Raw genomic sequence first — 26,916 nt, 5'->3', positions numbered from 1 at the left:
TCGCTAGAATGACGCAGTTTTTCTTATCGCGTAGGTTAGAAGAGTAGCCCTGTTATCAAGTCTAAAGCGAGATTCCGGATGACTCGCTTGTGCTCGTCCGGGATGGTTTTCTTAGATAGTGTTATAGAGTCAGAACCTAAACGAGGTTCGTCATTCTGAACAGCGAGGAACGAGCGTGATTCAGAATCTACTCTCAGATTGTATTGAGTAGATTCATCGCTCTAGGGTCTGCACAAGCTATCAATAGATTCTTAGTCTCGCTATGGCTCGCTAGAATGACGCTAGTCCTCTTATCCCGTAGGCTGGAAGAATAGCTCTGCTATTACGTCTAAAGCGAGGTTTCGGATGACTCGCTTGTGCTCGTCCGGGATGGTTTTTTTAGATAGTGTTTTAGAGTCAGAACCTAAACGAGGTTCGTCATTCTGAACAGCGAGGAACGAGCGTGATTCAGAATCTACCCTCAGATTGTATTGAGTTTATTCATCGCTCTATGGTCTGCAGCAAGCTGTCAGTAGATTCTTCGTCTCGCTATGGCTCGCTAGAATGACGCTAGTTCTCTTATCGCGTAGGTTGGAAGATTAGCCCTACGTTATTCCCGACAGCGATGAAGAATCGCTGTCGAGAACCTCGCCTTTAATCTCTCGTTTCTTGCTACTCTAAATGATGCGTGCTACCCACAGTTCCTTCCAAGTCTAAAATCGACTGGCGAACGTGGTCTGGAATCGCAGCTTTTACGTTGTTCTTAAAATCAAACATCACACCAGTAGCGGTCGCGATGGTCGCAATCTTACCCCACTTCTTACTCAGCACTTGGTATTCCATCGTGATGCGATCTTCTTGCATGTCGATTACGCGCGAGCCGACTAATAACGTGTCTGGGTAAGTGACAGGAAGCTTGTAGCGGCATTGCGTCTCGCTCAGTACTGGCCCAATTTGCGAGGTTTGCAGGTCGACTAGCAGATTAATTTTGTTGAAGTAATCTAAACGCGCCGTCTCGAAGTAGCGAAAATAGACCACGTTATTGACGTGTTGCAGAGCATCCATTTCACCCCATGCGACTTTGATCTCTGTGATAACGGGAAAGTCTTTTAACAGTGTGTCCATTTTTAGTGCTCCTTTTTCATCTGCTTTGCCACAAATTGCGACGCGACTTATCACTTTGAGCATTTATTCTAGATGTAATCATTTAATATGTAATAAAATTGTTTTTAAAATGTGAAATGAAATGGCGATCTTATTATGTAAACTAGAAACTTTACATAATTGAGTTGAAGGCGTAAGTTTAACTAAGAGTAACCAAATAGGAGGTGTCTTATGACTGAGCTGAAAGGTTTCAATCTAGCCAAGGTGGAAAAACGCATTGACTGGACTGGCGAACTGTTCAGTTTAAGGGTTTCAGGCGCGCCTCTTTCCTTTAAAGCTGGTCAGTTCACCAAGCTTGCTTTGCTTGATGATGAAGGCAAGCTGATCAGTCGTGCTTACTCTGTGGTTAATGCGCCAAGCGAACAGTTCGATTGGTTGGAGTTCCTAATAGTAGCCGACCCTCAAGGACAACTTTCTCCAAGGCTCCAAAAGCTTAAATCTGGTGATAGCATTTATGTTGGTGAGACCGCACATGGTGACTTAATCCACGATTCTATTCCTAAACAGGCTCATGATCTGTGGCTGCTATCTACAGGTACAGGTATTGGACCGTTTTTATCGCTACTGGATGATATAAACTTACCACCTCATAATGAGCGAATTGTGCTTGTTCATGCGGTTCGCTACGAAAAAGATCTGGTCTACAAATATCTGATTGAGCAACTACAGCAACGATATGAAGGCAGATTAAAGTACATCCCGATAGTCAGTAGGGAAGTGGTGGATGGTCAGTTACAAGGTCGAATTCCTGAACTCATCGAATTTGGTAGACTGTCCAACGCTGCTGATGTGCCATTCTCTGCTCAGGGTAGTTTTGTCATGATGTGTGGGAACCCGCAGATGATCAAAGATACCTTGCCAGTCTTACAAGGGCTTGGGTTGGAAAAGTATCGTCCTAAAACAGGAGGCAATATCATCTATGAGCGTTACTGGTAGCGTTTGGTTAAATTGATATAACCATATTGAAGACATGATGATCACCAATACCAAAGTCGTTCAAACGTCCTAGCTTGTTCGATCAAAAAAGCCACATGAAGTGGCTTTTTTAATATCGATAGAGTTAATCAGACTTATTGTTGATTAACGTACGCTTTAAAGCGAGCTTTGGTTTCTGCGTCTGCTTTTTGGTACCAGAAGTGCAGCATCTCTTCTGCTGTCGAATCTGATTTAGCCGCAGTCGCTCTCGCTTGTTTCATATCTTCAGGAATCTTTGCTGGCAGTGTGACTGGTTGAGCAACGGCTGCACCAGCAACAGCGATAGCAGCAACGCCGCCTGTTTTGTTGTAGCTTTCCACTTCACGTACGTAATCACGACCGATTTGCATACCCGGTTTGATCAATTTGTCTTGCTCAACGGCGACGGTGTTGCCTGAATCATCAACCAGTTTCCAATCTAAGTCCTTGATCTTTTCTTCCGCATCGCGAAGGTTGCGGTATTCTGGCATTTGTAGCGTCAGCTCGGCATTGGCAGCGTCAAATCGTGTAACGATAACATCGCTTTCAACACTTAAACGGTCATTACCTTGGTTAAAGTAAGGGGCGAAGCGAAATACGACTTGGTTAACGCCATCAGGTAACGTTAGTGTTCTTTCCGAGGCGAAAAAACCACCCGAAAGGTCTGCTTTTTCACCGTTAGCCGCTAATACTGAAACGTTGTCAGGAACACTCACGGTTACATCTGCGAATGCCATGCCACTCATTGCGAGAGCAAGCGCACAAGTTAAAGGCTTGATCAATTTCATTGTTTTTATCCTAAGCAAATTAGTGGTCATCGAGAGTGCATCGTTCATTGCCCGATTGCAACTCCCAAGTGTAAGAAGTATGAAAATTTAACAAGAACGTCATTTTTATCGCATTTATTACGGGGAAACTGTGATCCAAATAGAATCAAACCGCTGCAATAGAGCGGTTTGATATCATAAGTTATAGATTAAATTTCTTTCTAACTTATTGATTTATTATATGCCTGCACCGTGTCCAGGCTCTGATTGGTCATCAGAAGCGTCTTGTTGTTCTGCCATTTCTTCTTGCTGTTGTGCTTTCTCAATGCTCAACCACCAAACAAATAACTCATACCAAATCGCCAGGATAACGGCACCTAAGAACAGACCAACGATGCCGTAGAAAAGCATACCACCGATGGCACCGAGCAGAATCACAGGCATTGGTACGTCGACACCACGTCCCATTAACATTGGTTTGAACAGGTTTTCAGAAAGTGCTGCAACAACTACCCAGACAGTAAACATGGTTGCTGTCGTTGTATCTTGAGTCATGTACATGAAGCCAATCACTGGTAGTACGGCAAGCAGCGCTGGTAGCTGAGCGATACATAAGATCATCAGAATCAGAGTGAGCAAACCAGCTGCCGGAACGCCAAATACAAAGAAACCAGCACCGATCAGTAGCGCTTGAATCGCCGCCACACCGACTACGCCAAGCAGTACGCTTTTAATGGTTGCTGCGATAAGCGTGGTCCAGCTTTTAGCGTTTTCACCAGCGGTACGAATAGCGATGGTTCTTAGACCTGATGCTGCAGATTCAGAGTACGTCATAAAACCTGCTGCAATCGCAAGTGACAAGATTGAAAGCAGTAAACTGCCCAATACACCGCCAAGTGTGCCTAGCAAAGAAGTGAGCGCGGACTTTATCTGCGGCATAAAGGTTTGAATCGCTTGTTCAAGGTTAGTCGCGAATAGGGTCCACACCTCATAGAGCTTATCACCTACGACAGGCCAATCCGCAACGGAAGGTTTTGGACCTGGGATCTTCACTTGTCCGTTTTGCAATACTTCAAGCGCATGCGTTGCACCATCCACAATAGAACCTGACACCATAACAAGTGGTGTGACTAAGAGTGCAATACCAAGTAAAGCAATCGTTGTGGCTGCCAGGCCTCTACGACCGCCATATGCACGCTCCAGCTTTTTTGTAAGTGGCATTAAAGCGACGGCTATAATTGCACCCCAAATAACTGGAAGAATGAAGGGTTTGATGATGTCGTACGTAAACATCAGCAAGACGAAGATCAAGCCAATGCGTATTGCCGATTCCACCATATTGCTGATGAAAAGCTTACTGTCGATTTTTACCGATTGTTTATCCATTTTTGTTTACCTGATGATCAATGTTAGAACTGACGAGACTTGAAACAACAATCGCCATATAGAACACACCTGTAATGGCCTCTAAATACACCACGACTTGAGCCAGAGGTGTTAGAGGGCTGATATCGCCATAACCAAGCGTGGTTAAGGTGACGAAACTGAAATACGCCGCATTAGAGAAATTCTGCCCCCAAGAAATGGCTTCCATCCCAGTGAATGAGGTTGGCGAGAACTCTAGAAGAATGAGATAGGCAATTGCCCACATCAGACCAAGCAGTAAGAAAAGCGCGACTGAGCCAATGACTTTGTTGCTATTGACGTGGCCAGTGAAAAGAATCTGCCTTGCGATGGATTTAAAAGTGCCGAAAAAGAATGCGAAGGTGAGGGCAAGCATCACTACATTCATCTCTCGGATGTTGAAAACGGTCTTGATCACAATCACAAGAACCCAAACGCCAAACAGGGTATAGAGGAAACGAGACCACATTTTGTCGAAGCGAAGGCTGGCAAAACAGACAATGAACGTGAGAACCGTGAACGCCTGCAGTATGTGTTCAATCGTACCTTCACCTACCACTTGTGCCATCGCACTCCCTAGCAACAAAATCACCAGCGCTAAAGTTAGATAGAAGAAGTTGTTTTCTTCATTAATGTTTTTGAGTTTTTTACCAATGACCATGGTTCTTCTCACTTAGTTATTGTTCATTTTCTGCCGATGAATCTTTCATCACCATGATGGACGCAGAAAGCCCGAATCGAAGATCAACATCTTCTGGAAGTTCTTGGATTGAGATTCGCACCGGAATACGTTGTGCTAAGTGAATCCACTGAAATACAGGGTTCACGTTTGGAAGAAGGTTGTAGCCGACCGTGCCGTCTTTCGGCGCAATACCCCAACCGATAGAGTCAACCGTTGCGTCAATTGGCGTGTCTGGGTGAGACATCAAAGTGACACGTGCTTGGCTACCCGGTTCGATTTGCGCGAGTTGGTTTTCACGGAAGAAACCAAACACCCAGAAACTGTTCTTGTCGATCAGCGCCAGCAGTGGCTGGTTTGCGACCGCTTGCGTACCGTTTCGAATATCGAGGTTAGACACAAAACCATCGACGGTCGCATAAACTTTGGTAAAGCTGAGGTTAAGGCGCGCTGATTTTAATTGCTCTTCTGCAGATTTGATTTGCAGTAGCGATTCTTCGTAAGCGATTTCACGACGAATCAGATCCTTGTGAGAAACCGCGCCGCGGTCTTTGGCGCGAATATCTTTAAGGCGGTCGTATTCGATTTTTTTACCGCGAGAGCTAACAATGGCGCGTTCTAGTGCCACTTCGGCTTGAGACAAAGCAACTTCGTAAGTCGCAGGGTCGATTTCAAACAGTAAATCGCCTGTTTTCACTTCTTGGTTGTCTTGCACCGCGACATTTACAATTGGGCCTGATACACGAGGAGCTACTTTGATGACGTTCGCGCGCACTTGGCCGTCGCGTGTCCAAGGGTTATTAAAATACTCTTCAAATTTTTGATAGCCGAGCCAAGCTGCGCCACCAAGAATGACAAGATTGAGTGCGATTACGAATAGTTTTTTCATCTTGTTTGGCACCTAAAATTGAATATAAAAGCTGTCGATGGCCACCACATAACCGACCATGATGGCAATAAACGTCAGAGACGGAAAAGCAATGAAGCGAGACAGACGTGTCTTGTTCAATATCATCACCGTTATCCACGTTGCCGTGACGGCGAGAAAGAGCACCAGTAACGTGGGAGAAAAGTAAATGTCTCCCCAAGAGAGTTCATGAGGCATTAGAGATCCTCCGTTTTGTTCTCATCACTGGTCTCAGCCTGAGTTTCGAGGCGCAAAGGCGGCAATACGCGGTTTTCTTCATTTAAATAACCATCCCAGTCAGTACGTTCTGTCATTTGCTTGGATATAGATTCACTGAGGAAGGGTTTGCCTGTTTGGGTTTGCCAGCCTCCACCTAGGGCTTTGTAGAGCGCTACAACTTGGTTCGCGACGTTCCCTTTGATCGTTGCGTAGCTGTCTTCCGCACGGGTCATTTTCTCTACCGAGTTGAGCAGTCGCTCAAAAGAAATTTGGCCATTTTCGTACTGCGTCATGGAGATGTTGAATGCACGAATGGAAGAGTTGACCGATTGCAAACGTAAATCTTTTTGCTGCAAATACAGGTCATACGCTTCGATTGCATTGGTGACTTCATTAACGGCTTGCAGCACTTTTTTGTTGTAGTTGGTCAGTGTTTCTTGGAAGCGAGCATCTTCGAAACGAATGTTATTTTTCACGCGTCCGTATTGGAAAATATTCCAACTGAACGTTGGGCCAACCACCATGGTGAGCGAATCGCTAAAACTGAAACTGCTGCCATCGGGAACCGTACTGTCGATACCGATGGAACCGAACAGCGAAAAGCTTGGGTACAGAGCGGTTTCCGCCACGCCAATTTGCGCACTTTGCGCGCGAGCTTGCATCTCAGAAACTTGCAAATCAGGACGTCGCATCACTAAGTTCGCGTCCACTTGGGTATCCAACAGCGGTGGGCGCGGCACAATGGAGCGCTCGTCGGTGCCCGATAGCGCCGATTTTCTGCCCGTCGATTTGAACTGCGCTTCATAGTCAGCAATTTGCTGCGTCAAACCGTCCGATTGCAGCAATTTCTCTACTTCTTCAGGCAATACGCCCAGTAACAAAGCCAGTGCCGTGCGCGATTGCTTCATTGCGACTTCGAGGCTTGGTTGCGCGGCTTTTGTGGTGTAAAGCTGGTTTTTCGCTTGCTGTACGTCTAGCTCTGTTACGTTGCCGGAATCAAACTGAACTTGGGTGATGTGCACAACGCGTTCTTGAATCTCGATATTGCGGCGAGACAGCAAAATACGTTCTTGGAATGTGCGATAGTTGATGTAATTGCGCGCCACCTCAGCTGTGATGGTGACCATGATGTCGTGATACGACGCGATGGATGCGTAATAACCAGCTTCTGCAGATTCGATACCACGAGCGTATTTGCCCCAAATATCCATTTCCCACGCAGCATCAAACGACAGAGCGGCGTTGTTTACACCCTTATCATTCACGTAGGCACGCGCTAGATTTCCTGACACGGTTTGAACTTGCGGGTATTGCAAGCCGGTCGAAATGCCAAGTAATGAACGCGCTTGAACAATGCGCAGCCCCGCGGCTTCGATGTCTAGGTTTTGCTCATTCGCCAACTCAACCAGCTGATTGAGAGTGGAGTCATTAAATTGCTGCCACCATTGTTGTAGCTGTTGCTTTGACTGCTGCGTATCTTTGGCTGCTTTTTGCACCGACCAGTCACTTGGCATTGGCGCCTGCTTTGGATGAACATAGTCTGGCCCCACAGTGGTACACGCACTGAGCCCGAGCAGGGAAAGTATGGCGAGGCTTGGTTTGGTTAGTTTTGGAAGCATCATATCCCCACCTTTAAAACCGCTTTTGTTGTAAGTTCACCCAATCGATATCCTCGTAGGTTTGCTTGCAATGCTTGATTGCTTCGAACACGTTCCGTTTTAAATTCAGCAAGATATAAAAACCGGCTATCTCAGAATAAGCGTAGTCAGATAAATCCAACTCACTAAAAAAATCTTCCAGTTTATCTTCGAATGATTGGTAATCCTGACTGTATTGGTCGAATACGGAATCGAGTTCTTGTGTTGCTTGATGGCTGGCTAAAGCGCCCGCCATCAAAGGAATGATGGAATCGCGGTGTTGTTGACGAAGTTGAGTGATCAGCGGATTGGTCAGCAACTTTTTCTCGGCGGCCATTAAGATGTTGATGTGATTACTGAGTACATCACACGCTTTGCTAAACGCGCCAATCGCTTCTGGCGTGGTTTTGTCAAAGTGTTTGTGGTTGATTTTCGAACCCCAGACTTTGAGCTTTTTCGATGAGACATTGAGCGTCACCAAGTGCAAGGCCCGTTTGAGCGGCGTAATAACCGAGCTAGACTGCTGTTGATAGGTAGTGAACAGCTCTCGGGTATGTCGGAAGTAGCGTTCTTTTATGGTCAAAAAGAGGTGTTCTGGTCGTGAGCTAAACGGGAAGTAGTGCGCGAAAATAATCATGAACACCACCATGTAGAACAACAGCATGATCGTCATGAGGATCCCGAAGTGATAAAACATGTTGTTGTCTAAACCGAGAACAAACAAGCCAATCATATAGAAAATCGTCACTGGCCCGTTAAACAGATAAAAGCCGATAAAGGTGTAGATAAAGATAAACAGGCCAAGTTCTAATCCGAGATCCAATTGCGGAAGAATGAAGACGTAAGAAGGCACCGCGAACAAGAAGCCGAAAGTGAACAGCACAAGCAACAAAATCGGGTGCACAGGCACGAACGACAGCAAAGACATAAACATGGTCGAGAAGACCACGAACGAGTAGCCGCCTGGTGGATTGAAATAAATCCAAATTAGTCCTGCAACCCAATAGGTGACAAAGGTCTTGACCGCGGTTTTAAAGTTTTCTGCGTCCCACCATAGAAACTTGCCTTTCGGTTTCGGCAGTGGCACGTCAAAGGAGACATTGTTCGTTACAGAGTCAATGCAGCTAATGCTCTCCGCCAAACGCGACAAGTTTTGATGCATGAGCCCCAAGAGGTGCCCCAGCATAAGCGCAGAGCCTTTCTCTAGGTGCGCTGCGTCTTCAAGCAACGCTTGGTTGTATTCGACTTTGAATTCTTGAGCACGAAAAGCGGGCTCTTTTTCGTCCCACACTTGTTGGCAGGTATCAAATAGCGCGTCAATTTCCGCAACGGCTTGATCAAAGTTGCTGATGCTTTCACGGTCTTGCTGGTGGCTAAAGTGGCTGTGCGCCGCGACGGTCAATTGTTGCGTTACCTGCTTGTTCAAATGAACCGCCAAGCGCCACTCTTTCATGTAGGCCGACACGTCGCTGCATTCCATACTGACTGTGGCAAAACGCTGTTCGAGCGCATTTTGGGCGGCAAACATCTGTTCGATAAGAGAATCCACGCTAGGTTGTGGCTCTCCTGCTTCTGGATTTTCTTCTCCCTCTTGTTGAGGAGAGACTTGCCCTGCCGATTTTTGCTCGAAATTTTGCAAGATAGCGGTGAACAACGCGCGTTGTGCTTGGTTGAGTTGTTCGATGAGCTGTCTTAGATTTTGTTCTGTTTTGGTCGGGAATAAGAAAGTCCCCACGAGCGTGTAAACCACTACCCCAAACACCGTCATATAAGCGCGGTCAACGCCATAAAGAAACGCACCTTCTGCGTCACCGCCATTGGACATCATCAGCGTCATCACACCGGTCAGCATGAGTAACGTTGGATCTTTTTGATAGGCATTACGGAAGTAAAAAATGAAAGAGACCACAACCGACACGCTCAGCATGTACAGCAAGCGGTCTTGAGCAAACAATCCCACCAGTAACAAGCCAACGACGGCGCCAACCAACGTACCGAACACGCGTAAGGTACCTTTGGCGAGTGATTCACGACGACTGCCTGTGGATGCAATCAGCATCACTGTGGTTGCAGCCGTCGATGCTTGCGGCCAACCCATGGCAAACGGGATCAGATAAGCCAGAGTCAGGCTAAGCGATACTTTAATAGCGAATTTTATTTTGTCGTTCATAGTGTCAAAGTTTGCTCAGGCTTATCGTTATAAGTTGATGAATTTCTTATGTGAATAATCAGAATCTTGTTCTGAATAAATTCGGGGGGCGGAATATAGCGGGTGAAAAAGTGTGCTTTGTAAACCCTTTGTCAAAACACAAAGTGCGTATTTGGCTCGATCTCGCGCTAGCCCTTGGCGTTATTGACGAAACGGCTAAAACGAGCAAAATCTCGATCTATGACGATTCTCACTTTTGAAACAAAATCGTTGTGTTGTGTGAGCCAATTCTCACCTTATATCCTTCGCCTGATACTAAAGCAGGCCACTCGTACCATCTGCAATGAGCTTTGCTGCTTTAAAAAGCATAGATGATGAATGGGTATTTGAGAGGGAAAGTTATTATTTTTTATCGGCTTGCCGATTGTTCGCTTGCTTTTTTGGATCGAGATAAAAAAACCAAAGCGATGCCACCAAGAATGATGCCACTGGTTAAAAGTGTGTGTAGTGAAAGAGGCTCGTGGAGTACGACGGTGCCTAGCAGCAAAGCAATGGCCGGCACGGAAAGTTGACTGACGGCGGCCTGAAGTAAAGAGAGCTTACGCATGACTTGATACCAAAGCGTATAACCAAGGCCAGAGGTAATGGCGCCAGACGTGATAGCGAGCAAGATTCCACTCAGAGAGAGATGGATTGAGGACAGCATCAACGGCGATAGCAGTATGCCAATCATAGATGCAGCGATAAATCCCCAGGTGATGCCACTACTTGGAGAAGGCGCTTGTTTACCGAGAGCAGTAAACGCAGCCCAACAAACGCCAGAAATCAACATGAGAAGTGCAGAACTGATATCGGGGCGAGTGGCTGATGGCAACATTAACCAAACAAAGCCAACAATCGAAAGGCCGATACCGATGATTTCGAGAAACTGAAAGCGCTCACCTTGCCACCAATAGATTGCCAGTAATGTAAGTTGCACGGCACCAAACAAAAGCAAAGCACCAGTTCCTGTCGCCAGTTGTAAGTACGCGAAAGAAAAAAGGGCAGCATAACCAAATAACGCCACGCCAGCAAAAAAGCGAAAGCGAGAAGTTGGCCGATCGGCTTTCCACTGACCTCTCACGACAAGCAATGCGATTAAGGTAAACGCGCCAGATATCAATCGGACGAGAGTGAAGCTTCCTGCATCAATTAACCCTTCGGCCAATGCAAGTCGGCACAATAATGAATTGGCGGCGAACGCCAGCATCGTAATAGCAGTGAGTAAAAAGGTCGACATCCTTGCCCCTTAACGCAGAAATATGGATTGAGTGTAGCGTCAAACGACCTTTTTCATTAGTTGATAAAGTGATTAGTTATAGCTGTCAGAGCGAGAAAACCAGCAAAAATCACCAAAGAAAACCTGACCTTAGCCTGAGTGTTACTGTGGTAGGGATGGTTGTTCGTACAATGACTTGATGGTGTTTTTCAACCATAGCAATTTGGGATTGTACGCATTGCGTTTATGCCAAATCATGGTAAATGGAATCAGTAACTTGTCTTGTTGAGTTTGGTCTAACGGAATTGGCAAGCACACCAAATCGAGATGCAGCTTTTCTGTGTAGCTTTTGCAATAGTGCGGCGCGGTGGTGATCATGCCATGCGTCGGCTGCGCTGCCATAAAAAGGGATTGCTCAAAGTTGGACATCGTCAGCCCGATAGAGCGCTGTAGCCCTAGTTCCGTTAACACTTCATCCAACGCCCAAGTTTCACTTTTTTCCCAAACAATATTGATGTGTTGGTAGCTCAGAAAGGTCTCGAGATTCCACTCTTGCTGTAATGCCGGATGATTTTTATGTAAATACACCATCGGCAGGTCATAAAATAGAATCTCAAAATCCAAGAAATATGGCAGAAGATCCAACGACTCTTTCGATCTCGGGTGACTTTCTCGGCCGGTAAAACCGATATCCGCCTCGCCTCGAATGATGGCGTCGAGTGAATCGTAATCCCAGTTACTGGTTTTTACTTTCGCTTCAGGGTATCGCTGGTGGATAGCGATGATGAGTCTGTCCAGCACCGTGAGCACTAATGGCGACTCAATCGTGATATCAAAACGCACTCCTTTAGGCGTAATATCGCTGCGTTTTTCTGCAATCTGGCTGCCAATTTGCAGCCATTCTGCAAGATCTTGCTCCATGCTTTGTGCCAAAGGCGTTGGCGCAAGACCTTTAGGTGTTTTGACAAACAAAGGATCATCGAACCAATGACGAAGTTTGTTGAGCGACTTACTTACGGTAGAGGGCGTAACGTTCAGCTTTTTCGAGGCTCTCGAGACGCTTTGCTCTTGCAGCAATAATTGCAGAGTGAACAGTAAGTTTAAATCAAGTCGCGCTAGGGATTTCTTCATAATGGGTATCGTGAACAGGCTTTGGAATCAATAGTATTAGAGCAAGGCTGATTACGCTACCTAACACTAAGATAAACACCAACATATTCAGAGCACTAACGCCGATGAAACCCATAAACCAAATATAGAACGCGGAACTACAAACTTGAGCAATGCCCAGTAACGAGCTTGCCACGCCAGCTTGTTGAGAGAATGGGCTGAGCGCTTGGCTCATAGCCACGCCAAAGCCACAAGCGAAGCCAGCGCAAATCAGCCCAAGTCCGAATACATAGTAAAGAGATTGTCCATCATGGAAATGGGCAGCACTGAGTACTATGGCTGCACAAGCGAGCAATACTTGAGAGGTGATCATTAAGGTTCGCTGCTTAAAAATCCCCAATGCCAATGGCGCCGAGAACGAAATCAACATGCTGATCGTCGCAGTCCCTGCCATGATGGAAGAATAGCCGCCGCGATCAAAACCAAGCATGCTCATCACGACAATTGGTGAAGCGTTAACAAAGGTCAGAATGGTGGTCACTCCAAGTGCAGTAATGATCAGCCTACTGATAAAAAATCGCTCGAAGAAAGTCTCTTGATGGCTCTCTGGCGTTGTCTGTTCTTCACCTTGTTGGCTGGGTAGTGATTCCTTGAGAACAAAAATGGCCAATACACTGACGAGAATGCCCATTCCTGCCATTGTGGTAAACAAACTCGGCCAAGGAAATTTCAGCATAATCAAGTGACCAATCACGGGTGCGATCACTGGAATGATACAGGTGATGCCATTGAGCATCGACAATACTTTCGCGCGGCGTTCATCGTCTAACGTGTCGCGTAAAATCGCGAATGCGACGACATAGCAAGATCCAGCTCCGATGCCTTGGCAAAAGCGAGCAATCAAGAAAGTGTTTGGTTGCTCAGCCATCCCGCCGAGAAAAGACGCGAGCACGAAGATCATCGCGCCGACGACGGCAACAGGCTTTCGTCCCACAGAGTCTGCAACTTTTCCCGCGAATAACATGGTGGTAGCCATGCCAGCTAAATAGATCGAAAACGCAATATGCAACTGAGATTCACTGGCGTTGAGATCTGACGCAATTTGAGGCAAACCAACAAGATACAAATCAATGGCAGTAGGGTAGAGTAAAACGAGTGCAAAACTACAAAGTAAAAAACGGGACATGGAAACCTCTCTATCGAATGGCGAGGATAATAGAGTGCTAAACGTTTGCCTGCGAGTGGGAAATACGACACTAGGTATTTCTATTTACGACATACCCTGTATGAATTGAGCATAAAAACAACAAGGAAGATTATGATTACCATTGAAAAGTATTCGCCTGAGCGACATGAACAAACTTGCGAACTTAGCGTGCTAGAAGAGCAATCGCAGTTTACGGTCGCAGATGTGGGTGAAATGCTTACACGTCTTGAACCCACAGAGCTTCCGCATCTGATTCTGGCAGACGATGACGTGGTTGGCTTTTTTCTATTTGATGCAGCTTACAGCGAGAAATACGATTTTTGCCCGAAAAACAGTTTAGGCGTACGTGCTTTGCTGGTGGATCACCGTCATCAAGGCAAAGGCATCGCCAAGCAAGCCATTCAACAGTTTGCCGATTTCGCCAAACGCCATTATCCCGAGTTTGATGCGCTTTATCTCACCGTGAATTGCCGTAACATACCTGCTTATCAGTGCTATTTAAAATCAGGGTTTGAAGATACCAATGAGCTTTACCACGGCGGCCCCGTTGGACCGCAGCACATTATGAGACAACCGCTTTAACTAGGAAAACACCAAGGATGGAAATATGAGAATTGAAATCGACGATTTAGAACGGCCGCAGGTGCTTGCGTTGTTGGAAGAGCATTTACAGGACATGTACGCTACATCGCCACCAGAGAGCGTGCATGCGTTAGATGTAAGCAAGTTGAAGCTGCCTTCAATCACGTTTTGGACGGGGTGGGATGGTGAGCAGCTATTGGGATGTGTGGCAATGAGCCAACTAGAAGATGGTCACGCAGAGTTGAAATCGATGCGTACGACGCCGTCGGCGAGAAAACAGGGCGTGGCATCCCGCTTACTCAATCACGTGATTGAGCAAGCGAAACATCAGGGGATACAACGTTTAAGTTTGGAAACTGGGTCGATGGCATTTTTTGAACCCGCGCATCGCCTATATGAAAAACATGGCTTCGCGTACTGCGAGCCGTTTGGCGACTATCAACCTGATCCAAATAGCCGCTTTATGACTCTAGCGTTGTAGCCCGTCGCGACTAAAAGTTAAAGTAGTAATTAGCTCCTGGCGAGATGAGTGATGCACGCTCACGCGCCAGTTGTTTTCTTCTCTCTCTAATACGCTTCGCGTTGTCTTTATCTAAGTTTGCATCCAATTGATGATCAAGGCGTGATATCTCCGCATCTAACGCATTAATGCGTTGTTGACGCTGATATTCTTGATGGCCTAACTGATAGTTTTTAAGGAAAAGATCGTTAGAGCAAACGCCATAGTAGGTTTTTCCTTCTACACCCACCGTGTAACCATTGTCTGGCGAACAGTAAAGAATGGTGCCTTTATCGAAACCGTCTTGCCACTCAACGTGATTTGGCGTTACGCCTGCTTCGCGACAGTCTTTAATGTATTCGTACAAAATGTTTGGGTTGTTGCCTGAGCGGCCATCTTGGTAGCCGACGCGATACCAGTCTGCGGTTTGGCATTGTTCTGGCGACATGCTGCTACAACCAGAAAGTAATGCAAATATGGCAAAGAGAAGCGCAATGCGTTTCATGAAGTGGATTCCTTGTTACTGCGTTAGGTTCGCTGATTATAAATGAACAGTGTTCATTTCCAATAGATAAAATTAATAATTACCGAGTTATTGATGCGTTGCGCTTGTGAGTTTGTCGGCTTGAAGCAAAAATTTTTTGCTTGTGGAACGAGCGTTGTTCGTCAGTAGTGATGTTACGAATAGAGTGCTTTGCGTGAAAGGAGAGGTGAGACTAGTGGGCTGGGAATCTCTTCGTAAGCCGCATCTACAAACAGTTGCCTGCGCGAATGTTACTTTTTCTCAGAGATTCCCATATCAAAAGCCCCTCGATCGAGGAGGAACGGGACTTTCGATAATTTTATGCTTAACTTTCAAATGAAAGTTTGTTGCCAAACGCGGATTTCCAGTCTTTATCAAATTGATCGACAGCCGGCTGAACTGCTGGATGAGAAAACATCTGCGCGGCCACATCGACAGGCAAGGTGATCGCTTCAATGCCTAACTTCATCACTTCCATCGCTTGTTGGGTATTTTTAAAACTCGCTGCCAAAATTTTTGCAGGCAGTTGGTTGTGATCCAGTAGCAATTGCAGGTCTGCGACCACTTCTACACCGTTTCCGTTCATCGCATCAATACGGTTCACATAAGGCGCAAGATAGTCAGCGCCGCACAATGCCGCAAGGAAACCTTGCTGAGCAGAGTAAATAGCAGTGGCGAGCACCTGAATTCCCTCTTTTTTCATTAACTTAATTGCCGCTAAGCCCGTTTCGGTTGCTGGCACTTTGACGACCATATCATAGGGTAATTCATGGATTTGGCGTGCTTCTTCCACCATGCCTTCTACAGTTGTGCTCACCACTTGAGCATGGAAACGGGGTGTGCCCCCTAACGCTTCTTGCATGCCAGCTAAGGTTTGGTTCAAGCCTTGTTTTGATTTCGCCAAAATACTTGGATTTGTGGTTACCCCTTTCAGAGGTAGGCATTGGTTAAAGCGTTTTACTTCTGCCACATCAGCAGTATCTAAATAGAGTTCGATCATGGGTTCTACCTTATACAAAATCTTCGTTTTGATGATGGGATCACTATAGATCTGACAATCCGCTGAGATCTTGATTTTGATCAATTGTAATTTCAATTGAAACCATAATAATTTCACAAAACGAAAGTTAAGTGCCAATATTTCATTATCAAATGAAGCTTTCAGAAAAAGAAAAGCGTGAAAAAGTAGAAGAGCAAACCAAGAGGCGGACAGCAATGTATTTCAATATTCAGAGGTTCTCGACCCACGATGGTGATGGTATTCGCACCATTCTGTTTCTGAAGGGATGCAGTCTGTCCTGTCCTTGGTGCCAAAACCCAGAAAGCCGCAGTGAAAAGCACTCTCTGCTGTTTGATGAGCGCAGTTGTATGGCGGACTGCCAGCTTTGTATATCGGCTTATAAACAAACCGTAAACGGCGACATGGCGAGCGATGGTATCCGACGTATTGACGATCAAATCATCATCAATCGAAAAGCCATGAGCGAAGCGCAGATCATAGCGCTGCGAAACGTATGTTCAACACAAGCGCTCAGCATATGTGGAGAAGCGGCGAAATCGGACGACTTGTTTGAAGTGTTGATGAAAGACAAGCCTTTTTACGATCAAAGCCAAGGTGGCGTGACATTTTCTGGTGGCGAGCCGCTGATGCAGCCAAGTTTTGTGGCAGAACTTGCCGAACGTTTGCATCAAAACCATGTGTCTACGGCGGTGGAGTCTTGCATGCATGTACCGTGGAAAAACGTAGAAAAAGTCGCGCCGTATATTGATTGCTGGTTAGCGGATCTTAAACACACCGACGAAGAAAAGTTTCTCTGCTGGGCGAAGGGATCGTTAAAACGCATCAAAGACAATTTTAGAAAATTGGCACCAATTGCGAAACGCATTGTGATTCGTATTCCTGTTGTGCCGGGCTTCAATGACACCATTGATGAGCTCAAAGCGATCATTGATTTCGCTGCTTCTTTAGAAAGCTGTCAAGAACTTCACTTGTTGCCGTATCACACCCTCGGCATCAATAAATACCGTTTGCTCGATATGCCTTACGAGTGTTCTGACAAACCATTAAATAATCCAGAACTGCTAGAAAACGCAATGCAATACGCAAGCGAACATACTCAACTTAACGTGATTGTTAGAGGTTAACCATGGACCTACATCCCCTTCCTGAGCGAATCAAAGCCCACAAATCTGCACTGGTCAACATCGTAACGCCGCCTATCTGTACTGAGCGCGCAGAGGCTTATACTCGAGCGTATCAGGCAAATGAAGACAAACCTGTGATTGTGCAACGAGCGTTGGCGTTACAAGAGCACTTACGCACTCGTACCATTTGGATTAAGCACGACGAGCTGATTGTAGGCAACCAAGCGAGCAAAGTACGCGCTGCGCCGATCTTCCCTGAATACACGGTGCGTTGGATTGAAGCGGAAATCGACGAACTGGCCGACCGACCAGGGGCTGGTTTTGCGGTAAGTGAAGAAGACAAACAAAGCATTCACGCCATTACGCCATACTGGCGCGGTAAAACGGTTCAAGATCGCTGCTATGGACTCTTTACCGACGAGCAGCAAGAGATTCTAGCCAGCACCATCATTAAAGCCGAAGGCAACATGACTTCGGGCGACGCGCACCTTGCAGTGGATAACGAAAAAATCCTGAAGATCGGTATGAACGGTCTGCTGGATGAGGTTCGTCAGCATCGCGCTAATAACGACGTGTCGACGTATGAAGGGTTGAAGAAAGAGCAGTTTTATAAGTCCGTCGAAATTGTCTTGCTTGCGATTCAGGAGCACATGGTGAGTTACGCCGATCTCGCTCTGGAAATGGCACAAAACGAAACGCGACCAGAGAGGAAAGCGGAACTGGAGACAATCGCAGAAAACTGTCGTCATGTGGCTTTCCATGCGCCAACCAACTTCTGGCAAGCTCTGCAACTGAGCTATTTTGTGCAGTTGATGTTGCAAATTGAATCGAATGGCCACTCTGTTTCATTCGGTCGGATGGACCAGTTCCTAAACGACTACTACGTGCGTGATCTTGAAAGTGGCACGATGAACAAAGCGTTCGCCCTTGAGTTATTGCAAAGCTGTTGGTTGAAATTGCTTGAAGTAAACAAGATTCGCTCTGGCTCGCACTCAAAAGCGTCGGCAGGTTCTCCGCTGTATCAAAATGTCTGTATCGGTGGCCAAAAGCTGAATGAGAATGGAGAACCTGAAGATGCCGTAAATCCGCTATCTTGGGCGATTTTGGAGTCTTGTGGTCAGCTACGTTCCACGCAACCGAACTTGAGTGTTCGCTATCATAAAGGTCTGAATCAAGAGTTCTTGATGGGCTGTATTGAAGTGATCAAATGCGGATTCGGTATGCCTGCATTCAACAACGATGAAATCGTCATTCCAGAGTTCATCAAGCTAGGTGTCGAGAAAGAAGATGCTTACAACTATGCGTCTATTGGCTGTATTGAAACCGCTGTTCCAGGCAAATGGGGTTACCGTTGCACGGGTATGAGCTTCATTAACTTTGCGCGTATTTTGCTGGCGGCGCTTAACGAAGGTGTGGATGCAACCACGGGCAAAGCCTTCTTGCCGCATGATAAGTCGTTGGCAAAAGGCAACTTCGAGAGTTTTGATCAAGTCACCGCTTCTTGGGCGGAGCAAATTCGCTACTACACACGTAAATCGATTGAGATCGATACCGTAGTCGACAGCGTGCTTGAGCAGCAAGCGCAAGATATTTTCTGCTCATCGCTGGTGGATGACTGTTTGGCGCGCGGTAAAACAGTAAAAGAAGGCGGAGCGAAATACGATTGGGTATCTGGCCTGCAAGTGGGTATCGCCAATTTGGGTAACAGTTTGGCGGCGATCAAACATTTGGTGTTTGAAGAAGCACAAATCAGCCAAACGGAACTGGCAAAAGCATTAGAAGAAGACTTCTATGGTATTGAGAACGAACAACTTCGCCAACGCTTAATCAACTTCGCGCCAAAATACGGCAATGACGACGATTATGTCGACCAACTGCTGGCTGATGCTTACCAAGTTTATATCGATGAGTTGGCGCAATTTGTCAACACACGTCATGGGCGCGGGCCAATTGGTGGTGGCTACTACGCGGGAACATCAAGCATCTCTGCCAACGTGCCATTTGGCGCATCCACGATGGCAACACCAGATGGTCGAAAAGCGAAAACACCACTGGCGGAAGGCGCAAGTCCAGCATCGGGCTCTGACCGTTTGGGACCAACGGCGGTGTACAACTCAGTCGGTAAAATTCAAGCCAATAAAATCTTGGGTGGTGTGCTGCTTAACCAGAAGTTAAGCCCAGCGGCTGTCGCTTCAGAAGGAGATAAGCTCAAGCTTTCAATGCTGATTCGCACCTTCTTTAATCACCATAAAGGTTGGCACGTGCAGTACAACATCGTCTCTCGTGAAACCTTGCTGGCGGCGAAAAAGAACCCTGAGCAGTATCGCGATCTCGTTGTACGAGTTGCGGGCTATTCAGCCTTCTTTACCGCGCTGTCACGAGACGCGCAGGATGACATCATCGCCCGTACCGAACACGAGTTGTGATGGTCTCAACCCCTGTTAATGCAGAAGGCACCGATAGGTGCCTTTTTGTTTACTCTTCAATGGTTATGCCACTAGAGCCGGGAAGCTGCGACACAAAATTGGAGCCCATGAGTTTAGAGGGTGTGTATACACCGGCTTCAGGCTTCGTATGTAGCAGGTGTTCTACAATCGCCAGAGATCCCGTTACGGTTAAGCTGTAGCCATTGGCCGTTTGTACTCGTGCTGTTTTGCTTTGTCCGAGTTTGTTACTTGCTTTACCCCACACATATGTGGGTAATTGGTTTCTTTGCTCCTCATTCGGTCCTTTTACGGTTCTTTCAATACGGCTTTTTATGAGGTTTTGTACCCAGGTTATGCCGAGAAGGGGGCGAACCCAATTCGCTCGTTTAGCGTTTTTTATCATGTTCGGCGATCCGGGAATAAAAACATCAATATTCTCAATCCCCGTGGTGTAATAGGCGGTTGAAACATCGCCCCACGGAATGGTCATCGCAAGTTTTTCGCCGTCACCAAAATCAATGTTGCGAACTTTATACGCTAGCGGAACGGTGGTGATTTTTCCGTTAAGTCTCACTTTTCCGCCTTGAGCCAAACCTTCGACAGACGTTTTCGCTGTGCCCGGAGAAAAACCAGAGCGAGAGTCAAAACCGAGAGACAAGTGGGTTGCATCTGGTAGCGCAGCTTTCAATGTGGCTGCAATGCAATCCGTTGGAATAACATCAAAACCAACACCAGAGCACAGTACGACACTAGCTTCCTTTGCTTGTGATTGCAGCGTTTGTGCAAACTCAAATACAGAGATCTCACCTGTAATATCGAGATAATGCGCGCCTGCTTCTAGGCACGCTTTCATCATCGGTTTTGCCGTCGAAGAAAAGGGCCCTGCGCAGTTTAATACCAGTGAGGAACCCGAAATATGTTGGACCGCGCTGCTTTTATCCTCAAGAGAAAAAGCAAGACTTTGCAGCCCTAGTTCAGCCGCTAGGCTTTGTACTTTCTCTAAACTTCTACCTGCAAGGATTGGGTGGTGACCCCGTTTTACGGCCTCTCTCGCAATCAGCTCGCCTGTATAACCATTGGCTCCGTATATGATCCAACGCTCTGGGGATGATGCCGGTGTGTTATCTTTCATCAAAAAGCTCCTATCAATGCCTGCTTAAAGAGGTTTCTGGTCATTGGCTTTTTCTTGTTGAATTGTGGTCAAGCCTTGTTCGAATGTGGTGATTTGAAAATCTGGAAAACGAGTCTGAAACTTATCTGAAACAAAAAGGTTGTCAGATTCGTAGCGAGGCAAAAGCTCGGCTGCATCTCGAATGGTTTGATTAAATCGCCCAGCTAGCCACAATTGCCAGCGCTTGATGACTTTGTATTTCGGCTGAACGTTAAAAACCTTTGCCGCAACAGCGATAAACTCCCGATACGTCAGTCGACGATCATCGCAAGGCAAATGCCAAGTTTGTCCGTAAGCATCGGGCGTATTCCCAATTAGCGCCATGGCTCGGCTTGCGTCTGGCGTATAAATTAAGCTGCGTTTGGTGTCATCACGTAAAAACACTTTTGCGCTCTTTTGGTTAAGTAGATTATCGATAATGGCGGAATTAGTGATGCTTTGCGTTTTTCCCGGGCCGTAAAACTCCGGAGCGCGACAGATAACGGCTTCGATTTCTCCTTTATTCATCGATTCTAGCAGCATGTCAGTAATGACCGCACGAATTCGACCTTTTTCTCCATTAGGTTGAAATGGTGCATCTTCTTGTTGAGGCGTATCCGTTTGCGGGTACATGTAGGTATTATCAAAGTAAACAAGCTTTGCTTGATGAGTTTTACATGCGGCGATGACATTACGCATCATTGTTGGCCACTGTTCCACCCACAGTTGGGTATCCATTGGTAGCCCTGCAGTAAGGTAAACGATACTAGAACCTTTTACGGCATCTGATGTTTGTTTCGCGTCGAGCAAGTCCGCTTTTACCAGTTGATCCGTCTCGTTGACTCGATGCGGATTGCGGCTCACTAAACGGATGTCGCTCGTAAAGTCTCGTTTTAGGCTTAATGATAGCTCACGGCCAATTTGCCCACTTGCACCTAATATCGTTTGCATTCACCAATCTCCTGCTGTGTTGCTTTGATATTCATCCTAAGATTAAAGTTAGGTTTAAGGTCAACCCGCATTTTGAAGATAAATCAGATTAATTTTTATTGAATATAGAAATAAGGAGATGGCAGACCTGAGCTAAGAGCGAATGGTTTTGACAAACTCAATTTAGTGGCAGGTAGGGAACTTGCGAATCTTTAACTCAACATCAAGAGTAAAGCTTCGCTTGTTAACGTTGCTTTGCTTTGCTTTGGTGACGGCTTTATTTTTATTTGAAGGGTTTTCTTTGGTCAGAATCGTTTGACCAAGCTGAGACATGACGCGTTTTGCATTCATTGCACAGTCCATGTCATCTGGCTTAGCTTCAATCTCTTTAAGTACTTTTTTTAACTTGCTTTTACTCTGCGCAATTTTTCGCTCAAGTTCGTCTAGCTCTTGGACTTTTTGCTGCAAGGTTGTCAACAACTGATGATGATCCCAGCTAGAAAGGTCGGATGGCAGTAACGCACTTAGTTCATCCAAACTGAATCCAGCTTGCTGACCCGTTGTGATCATGTCCAGAATCATTAACGCTTCTTGCGGATACTCGCGGTACCCATTGGCTTTACGGGTCACGGTTTTTAGCAGTCCGATGCGCTCGTAAAATCGAATACGCGAGGGAGCAAGGCCCGTTTTTTGCGCCAGTTCGCCAATTTTCATATCAAGCGTGTCTCATTAGGTTGATAAAATAACCTTACCATTTCTGAACATTCTCGCCAGTTTGGTGCTCGGTCGATTCGTTTCTTGCTTTCTTACCGTTACAGCTTGTGCAAAATTTCCACGCATTTCTTTGTGACGTCGTCGTACTCTTTTGTCATGTAAGCGGTAGTGATGGCACCTTCTTTCATGATGCAAATAGCATCGAGTAATGATGTGTTGTCTGATTTGAGATAGCGTTGAATTAGCTCACGAACCTGTTTTTTATGGTGGCGGCAATACGTTGCGATCTCGCCGCTGTCGTCACTGAATTCGGCGGACGTGTTGATGAAGAAACAGCCGCGAAACTCGCCCAATTTTTCCTCAGAACCATGAAACCAGCCGTTAAGCGCGGTAAACAACTGGTCGATCACGTCTGTGCTCGATTGTGCTGATGACAGTTTTTCCTCTAGCCACGCCATGAAGATTTGGTGGCGTTGTTCTAGTGCGGCGAGGATGAGCGCTTCTTTGCTCTCAAAATGGCTGTACAGTGTGCGTTTAGCCACGCCAGATACTTTAAGGACTTCATTGATGCCAATGGAGTTGATGCCCTGTTTGTAAAACAGCGACAACGCGGTATCGATCAATAACTGTTTCTTTTTGTTCATAACTACGTCCTCAAAAAGTTCTACAAACACATATTGACAAAGGTAGACAGATTTGTCTATTTTAATTTGTAGACAATTCGGTCTACCTTGAGGTGTTTATGAATAATTTAATTTTATCTTTGGTCGCGGGGCTTGGTGCGACATTGGCTATTGGTGTGTTGTCTTACGCCGAGGTATCTCTTACTGAGGTTGTACTTCTCATGGCGCCATTTGGTGCTACTGCGGTATTGGTGTTTGGGGTGCCTAGCAGCCCTCTAGCTCAACCAAAAAATGTGATCATTGGTCACTTCATTACGGCATCTATCGGTATTGCGTTTAGCCAATACGTTGAGATCACGCCAATCACGCTGGCGATTGCGACTGGGTTAGGTGTGTCAGCGATGCTGATTACGAAGACAACGCATCCACCTGCGGGCGCAAATCCTATCTTGATCATGGCCTCTGGGCAGGGGTGGAGCTTTTTGTTCACGCCAGTACTGATCGGCGCGGTAGTGATTGTGCTGGTTGGTAAGGCGTTGCAGTTGCTACAGAGTCAGTACTTAACCCCTCGTTTGAACGGTCAAAAGACCTAATTGGGTTGCAAGTAAGGCCGCATTAGGGGATGACCTCTTTTGCGGCTTTTTCTTTTCGTGGATGCTTAAAAATAAAATCTGATTCTCTCTTGGTATTCAGTCGTATACATAAAGATGTTAGTTAAATTGGTATACCACTATGAATAAAATTCACCCCAAGAAGCTATTGCACAGCAAATGGACGGCGACGTCACCTAAAAATAAAGAGAAGCACTTTGTCGTAACAGAAATGGAGCTGGATGAAGAAGGCAATGTTGTGAAATGTGTCATTGAGGCGGTTATGAGTAAACGTGAGCAAGAGATGAACTGGCAAGACCTGAAAGACCCAGAGCTATGGCGGCAGGGCTGGAAGTAATGCACTTTGTTGAATTTTTCCTAGGTTTGAAATCGAAAGATGGTACTTAGCTGATAGGCAAGGGTCTGTGTATCTGCTACGTTGAGTTTGTTCGTTATCAACTAAAAAGGAATGACTATGATCGATTTCGACAATTCATCAGTGTTTAAGCTTAAACCCATTGAGGTATCAAAAGTTAGGGAAGATTTTCACAAGTTTCTTATTGATGGCGAGTCGGTATTTGCGGGCTTTAAAACGGTTCGCGACCAAGTGGTGTTTACCAACAAGCGAGTGATTGCGGCGAATGTGCAAGGGATTACGGGCTCAAAAGTGGATTACACGTCGCTGCCTTATAGCAAGATCAATGCATTTTCTATCGAGACGTCTGGTACTTTTGACTTAGATTGTGAAATTGAGTTCTTCATGAGTGAGGTGGGAAGAGTACGTTTTGAAATTAAAGGTTCGTTTGATCTGATTTCTTTCAACCGTATGGTTAGTGAGTATGTACTAGCGTAAGGGAATAGAAATGAGAGCTTCATTGAGAGACAAAATAATAGAGGTCTGTGACAAAAAGATCGAAAGCAAAGGTGAGCAGGTTGGGCTCTCATTTTATGCGTTTTTCGCCAACAAAAATGATGATCCAGAACGGTTGATGGAGGCGGCTACGTGGTGGATTCAGACCCATCGGCTCGACCACTTCGAAAAAGCAGTAAAAATAAAGTCAATGGTGGAGTCAGGTATCTAAATTAAAAAAAAGAAATAAAGAAAGCAGACAAATGCCAACAACGTCGCGGATAAAACAGGGTAGATAATATAAGAGTCCTGTTTATTGGTTCTTTGAAAGCACAGAGAAACGAGTAAGACGTTGTAGACGACGAGCAGCATACTAATCATGGTCCCACTGTTAAGCGTTAAACTGGACAGCTGAGTTAAGAAAAACGCCAATAAAAGGTAGTCGAAGACAATTAACCATAAAAAGGCTTTCTTCAACAGATCGCGTTTTTTGTTTTCGGAAGGTGTTATGTGCATATAGAACTCAACTAAAAAGTCACAGTAACAGAGGTTTCAGTTAGAAAGGTCACCATCAGGCGAGGTGACCTTTTGAGGTTATAATTCTTGAATATTTACTTCGTTGGTGGCCGTATCACCCGAGTAATTGATGACTTCTTGTCGAATGACTGGTTGGTTAAATTCGGCTTTATCTTTCGCTTTTTGCAGTTCACTTTCTTGGTGGTTACCAAAAAGAGTTTCGAGTACTTTGGCTGCTGGCGTCGTTAAAATGAACAGCTCGATACGGCGGTTTTCGCTTGAATCTGGTTCATCAGGGTTAAGCAGTGCTCTATCCGACATGCCTGTGACCTGCATGACTCGATCATCCGGCATGCCACCTTCAACCAGCGTATTTCTTGCGACATCAGCTCGAGATGCAGATAGCGCCCAGTTTGATTGACGACCAAAGCGTTTTTTAAATGGAATCGCATCCGTATGTCCGCTGATGATCAGTGGGTTGTTCACACGCTGAAATACAGGCGCAAGTGCAAGTAATAAGTCTTCGAAGAAAGGGGTCAGCTCTGCGCCACCACGACTGAACATATGCTGTTTGTAATCATCTTGAAGGACGATACGTAAGCCTTGTGGGGTCACGGTTACGTTGACATTCCCTTGTGCGTTAATCTGAGCGGTCATTCGTTCAATGACTTTCGCCAGCGCTGCAAGTTGCTCCTGAGTATCGAAGTTACCAGGAATCAACGAGTCGATTTCTGGCCCATCGCCGTCACCTCGAAAGTATGAGCTTACCACGTGGTTGGAATTGTGTTTACTTGGCACAGAAGAGTCCTGTGCCAAGTCAATAGGAGAGATACTTTGTGAAGTATCAAATGGATTACCGTAACTCTTGTCGAATACGCTTGAGCTATGTAAGTGGGCGACAATTGCTTTACGCTCTTCTTTGTCTACCACCTGCATAACCCAAAGCACAAGAAACAGCGCCATTAGGGCGATCATGAAGTCAGCAAACGCGACTTTCCACGCGCCGCCATGAGGTTCATCATGGCTGTGTGCTTTGGCACGTTTGAACACTACATGCTCTTGTTTTTGCATTATCCCTCCTGTTCAGCTAACCACTTCTCCATTTGGTTGAATGTTGGTTTGATGTCTAGCTGAATATGTTTACGACCAGCGTCGATGGCGAGCAATGTCGGCTTCTTCGCTACGTAGGCAACCAAGGTTGCGCGTACGCATTCAAAAGCAGTCATATTACGTTTTACTCGCTGAGCCATGGCGTTACTTAGTGGGTCTAAACCACAGTAACAACCGAAAATACCAATGAATGTACCTACGAGAGCTGCTGCAACGTGATAACCAATCATAGCGATTGAGCCATCAATGGCCTGCATGGTGATAATGATGCCACCAACTGCTGCAAGAATACCGAAGCCAGGTAGTGCTTCTGCTGTACGCTGTAGTGAGCGTGAAGGCAAAAGCATTTCGTTTTGGATAGCTTCAATTTCTTGCTCTAGCAGTCCCTCTAATTCATGAGGCGACATTTGTCCCATTGCCATTAAACGTAAATTATCAGTAATGAAAGAAATTAGGCGATGATCCTCAGCAATCGTCGGGTAAGCGAGAAACATAGAGCTCTGTTCTGGCGACTCAATGTGAGAGTCGAGAAACTTATAACCACGGTTGCGCGCTGTCTCGAGCAAGTTATTGAGCAGCGCCATTAATTCCATGTAGTACTCATGCTCTTCTGTCGGGCCTTTGATGGTCGCAGGCACTTGGCGACGCATTTCTTTCAGTACGTGAGGTGGGTTACCGATGATCAAAGAACCAGCAGCAGCGCCAATGATGATAAGGAATTCGGCTGGTTGCCAGATAGCGCCTAAGTTACCGCCGGCCCACATGTATCCACCGAAGACGCACACCAGGATAGTGAGGACTCCAAAAAACTTTTGCATCTTGTG

Annotated in this window: 29 protein-coding genes; 9 read left to right on the top strand and 20 right to left on the bottom strand. The window is 46.0% G+C overall.

Annotation, left to right across the window (positions count from 1 at the left end; all coding sequences use genetic code 11):
* Positions 1-651: 651 nt before the first annotated feature.
* Positions 652-1,104 (bottom strand): acyl-CoA thioesterase, encoded by a 453-nt coding sequence (locus tag NB463_RS02105; RefSeq protein ID WP_005374933.1) that lies wholly within the window; start codon positions 1,102-1,104, stop codon positions 652-654.
* A 210-nt stretch (positions 1,105-1,314) separates the two neighbouring features.
* Between NB463_RS02105 and NB463_RS02100 the strand changes: the two genes are divergently transcribed.
* Positions 1,315-2,079 (top strand): ferredoxin--NADP reductase, encoded by a 765-nt coding sequence (locus NB463_RS02100; RefSeq protein WP_258432037.1) that lies wholly within the window; start codon positions 1,315-1,317, stop codon positions 2,077-2,079.
* 134 nt (positions 2,080-2,213) lie between these two features.
* Here the strand turns inward: NB463_RS02100 and NB463_RS02095 are convergent, their stop codons facing one another.
* The 10 genes from NB463_RS02095 to NB463_RS02050 form a co-directional block, all read right to left on the bottom strand.
* Positions 2,214-2,885: a DUF2057 domain-containing protein gene (locus NB463_RS02095; RefSeq protein WP_237311376.1), complete on the bottom strand. Its 672-nt coding sequence runs from the start codon at positions 2,883-2,885 to the stop codon at positions 2,214-2,216.
* Positions 2,886-3,101: 216 nt separating this feature from the next.
* Positions 3,102-4,250 carry an AI-2E family transporter gene (locus NB463_RS02090; RefSeq protein WP_005396613.1) on the bottom strand — a complete coding sequence of 383 codons (1,149 nt, stop codon included), beginning with the start codon at positions 4,248-4,250 and terminating at the stop codon, positions 3,102-3,104.
* Positions 4,243-4,929 (bottom strand): potassium channel family protein, encoded by a 687-nt coding sequence (locus NB463_RS02085; protein ID WP_005396612.1) that lies wholly within the window; start codon positions 4,927-4,929, stop codon positions 4,243-4,245. Before NB463_RS02085 ends, NB463_RS02090 begins: the two co-directional genes overlap by 8 nt.
* 16 nt (positions 4,930-4,945) lie before the next feature.
* Entirely contained in the window at positions 4,946-5,836 is an 891-nt protein-coding gene (locus NB463_RS02080; protein WP_258432038.1) for an HlyD family secretion protein, read from the bottom strand.
* Positions 5,837-5,848: 12 nt separating this feature from the next.
* Positions 5,849-6,052: a DUF1656 domain-containing protein gene (locus NB463_RS02075; protein ID WP_005462724.1), complete on the bottom strand. Its 204-nt coding sequence runs from the start codon at positions 6,050-6,052 to the stop codon at positions 5,849-5,851.
* Positions 6,052-7,695 (bottom strand): TolC family protein, encoded by a 1,644-nt coding sequence (locus NB463_RS02070; RefSeq protein ID WP_258432039.1) that lies wholly within the window; start codon positions 7,693-7,695, stop codon positions 6,052-6,054. The genes NB463_RS02075 and NB463_RS02070 overlap by 1 nt, the downstream gene beginning before the upstream one ends.
* Positions 7,696-7,705: 10 nt before the next feature.
* Positions 7,706-9,880, bottom strand: coding sequence for an FUSC family protein (locus NB463_RS02065; RefSeq protein ID WP_258432040.1), 2,175 nt, complete (start codon positions 9,878-9,880; stop codon positions 7,706-7,708).
* 388 nt (positions 9,881-10,268) lie between these two features.
* Positions 10,269-11,138 carry a DMT family transporter gene (locus NB463_RS02060; protein WP_258432041.1) on the bottom strand — a complete coding sequence of 290 codons (870 nt, stop codon included), beginning with the start codon at positions 11,136-11,138 and terminating at the stop codon, positions 10,269-10,271.
* Positions 11,139-11,279: 141 nt separating this feature from the next.
* Positions 11,280-12,248 carry an HTH-type transcriptional regulator YidZ gene (yidZ, locus tag NB463_RS02055; RefSeq protein ID WP_258432042.1) on the bottom strand — a complete coding sequence of 323 codons (969 nt, stop codon included), beginning with the start codon at positions 12,246-12,248 and terminating at the stop codon, positions 11,280-11,282.
* Positions 12,223-13,413, bottom strand: a complete 1,191-nt coding sequence (locus NB463_RS02050) for an MFS transporter (protein WP_114322763.1) — start codon at positions 13,411-13,413, stop codon at positions 12,223-12,225. Before NB463_RS02050 ends, yidZ begins: the two co-directional genes overlap by 26 nt.
* A 132-nt stretch (positions 13,414-13,545) precedes the next feature.
* Here NB463_RS02050 and NB463_RS02045 point away from each other — a divergent pair, with 132 nt between their 5' ends.
* Together NB463_RS02045 and NB463_RS02040 are read left to right on the top strand one after the other, a co-directional pair.
* On the top strand, positions 13,546-14,016 hold the full coding sequence (locus NB463_RS02045) for a GNAT family N-acetyltransferase (RefSeq protein WP_005499894.1): 471 nt from the start codon (positions 13,546-13,548) through the stop codon (positions 14,014-14,016).
* Positions 14,017-14,041: 25 nt separating this feature from the next.
* Positions 14,042-14,497, top strand: coding sequence for a GNAT family N-acetyltransferase (locus tag NB463_RS02040; RefSeq protein WP_025499054.1), 456 nt, complete (start codon positions 14,042-14,044; stop codon positions 14,495-14,497).
* Between the two features lie 10 nt (positions 14,498-14,507).
* On the opposite strand, the gene NB463_RS02035 is transcribed toward NB463_RS02040, so the two are convergent.
* Positions 14,508-15,020, bottom strand: coding sequence for a DUF2799 domain-containing protein (locus NB463_RS02035; RefSeq protein ID WP_053808269.1), 513 nt, complete (start codon positions 15,018-15,020; stop codon positions 14,508-14,510).
* A gap of 343 nt (positions 15,021-15,363) precedes the next feature.
* Positions 15,364-16,038 carry a fructose-6-phosphate aldolase gene (locus NB463_RS02030; protein ID WP_258432043.1) on the bottom strand — a complete coding sequence of 225 codons (675 nt, stop codon included), beginning with the start codon at positions 16,036-16,038 and terminating at the stop codon, positions 15,364-15,366.
* A 215-nt stretch (positions 16,039-16,253) separates the two neighbouring features.
* On the opposite strand from NB463_RS02030, the gene NB463_RS02025 reads away from it, so the two are divergent.
* Together NB463_RS02025 and NB463_RS02020 are read left to right on the top strand one after the other, a co-directional pair.
* Entirely contained in the window at positions 16,254-17,183 is a 930-nt protein-coding gene (locus NB463_RS02025) for a glycyl-radical enzyme activating protein (protein ID WP_258432049.1), read from the top strand.
* Positions 17,184-17,185: 2 nt separating this feature from the next.
* The gene (locus NB463_RS02020; protein WP_258432044.1) at positions 17,186-19,609 is read left to right on the top strand and encodes a formate C-acetyltransferase/glycerol dehydratase family glycyl radical enzyme; all 2,424 of its coding nucleotides are present in this window, start codon (positions 17,186-17,188) and stop codon (positions 19,607-19,609) included.
* 49 nt (positions 19,610-19,658) lie between these two features.
* On the opposite strand, the gene NB463_RS02015 is transcribed toward NB463_RS02020, so the two are convergent.
* The 4 genes from NB463_RS02015 to NB463_RS02000 form a co-directional block, all read right to left on the bottom strand.
* Positions 19,659-20,741: a saccharopine dehydrogenase family protein gene (locus NB463_RS02015; RefSeq protein WP_025508146.1), complete on the bottom strand. Its 1,083-nt coding sequence runs from the start codon at positions 20,739-20,741 to the stop codon at positions 19,659-19,661.
* Positions 20,742-20,765: 24 nt separating this feature from the next.
* Positions 20,766-21,710: an SDR family oxidoreductase gene (locus NB463_RS02010; RefSeq protein WP_258432045.1), complete on the bottom strand. Its 945-nt coding sequence runs from the start codon at positions 21,708-21,710 to the stop codon at positions 20,766-20,768.
* A gap of 162 nt (positions 21,711-21,872) precedes the next feature.
* Positions 21,873-22,403: a MerR family DNA-binding transcriptional regulator gene (locus NB463_RS02005; RefSeq protein ID WP_258432046.1), complete on the bottom strand. Its 531-nt coding sequence runs from the start codon at positions 22,401-22,403 to the stop codon at positions 21,873-21,875.
* A 98-nt stretch (positions 22,404-22,501) separates the two neighbouring features.
* Positions 22,502-23,047 (bottom strand): TetR/AcrR family transcriptional regulator, encoded by a 546-nt coding sequence (locus NB463_RS02000; protein ID WP_080535357.1) that lies wholly within the window; start codon positions 23,045-23,047, stop codon positions 22,502-22,504.
* A 98-nt stretch (positions 23,048-23,145) separates the two neighbouring features.
* On the opposite strand from NB463_RS02000, the gene NB463_RS01995 reads away from it, so the two are divergent.
* The 4 genes from NB463_RS01995 to NB463_RS01980 all read left to right on the top strand — a co-directional run bounded on the left by NB463_RS01995 (position 23,146) and on the right by NB463_RS01980 (position 24,698).
* Positions 23,146-23,619 carry an HPP family protein gene (locus NB463_RS01995; protein ID WP_006741990.1) on the top strand — a complete coding sequence of 158 codons (474 nt, stop codon included), beginning with the start codon at positions 23,146-23,148 and terminating at the stop codon, positions 23,617-23,619.
* A gap of 139 nt (positions 23,620-23,758) precedes the next feature.
* Complete coding sequence (locus NB463_RS01990; RefSeq protein WP_047009614.1) at positions 23,759-23,974, top strand: TIGR02450 family Trp-rich protein; 216 nt, start codon at positions 23,759-23,761, stop codon at positions 23,972-23,974.
* Between the two features lie 117 nt (positions 23,975-24,091).
* Complete coding sequence (locus NB463_RS01985) at positions 24,092-24,469, top strand: PH domain-containing protein (protein ID WP_005396583.1); 378 nt, start codon at positions 24,092-24,094, stop codon at positions 24,467-24,469.
* Between the two features lie 10 nt (positions 24,470-24,479).
* Positions 24,480-24,698, top strand: coding sequence for a DUF6500 family protein (locus tag NB463_RS01980; protein WP_006741989.1), 219 nt, complete (start codon positions 24,480-24,482; stop codon positions 24,696-24,698).
* On the opposite strand, the gene NB463_RS01975 is transcribed toward NB463_RS01980, so the two are convergent.
* The 3 genes from NB463_RS01975 to motA all read right to left on the bottom strand — a co-directional run bounded on the left by NB463_RS01975 (position 24,695) and on the right by motA (position 26,910).
* Positions 24,695-24,982, bottom strand: a complete 288-nt coding sequence (locus NB463_RS01975; RefSeq protein WP_031780567.1) for a hypothetical protein — start codon at positions 24,980-24,982, stop codon at positions 24,695-24,697. The two genes, NB463_RS01980 and NB463_RS01975, sit on opposite strands and share 4 nt — an antisense overlap.
* Before the next feature lie 78 nt (positions 24,983-25,060).
* Positions 25,061-26,053 (bottom strand): flagellar motor protein MotB, encoded by a 993-nt coding sequence (locus NB463_RS01970; protein ID WP_047009612.1) that lies wholly within the window; start codon positions 26,051-26,053, stop codon positions 25,061-25,063.
* Entirely contained in the window at positions 26,053-26,910 is an 858-nt protein-coding gene (gene motA / locus NB463_RS01965) for a flagellar motor stator protein MotA (RefSeq protein ID WP_005396580.1), read from the bottom strand. The genes NB463_RS01970 and motA overlap by 1 nt, the downstream gene beginning before the upstream one ends.
* Positions 26,911-26,916: the final 6 nt, after the last annotated feature.

It is taken from the genome of Vibrio sp. RM-41-2B (assembly GCF_024744415.1).
GTDB lineage: Bacteria > Pseudomonadota > Gammaproteobacteria > Enterobacterales > Vibrionaceae > Vibrio > Vibrio diabolicus.
The sequence above is the reverse complement of the archived record's forward strand: the minus strand, read 5'-3'. Positions and strand labels throughout refer to the sequence as shown.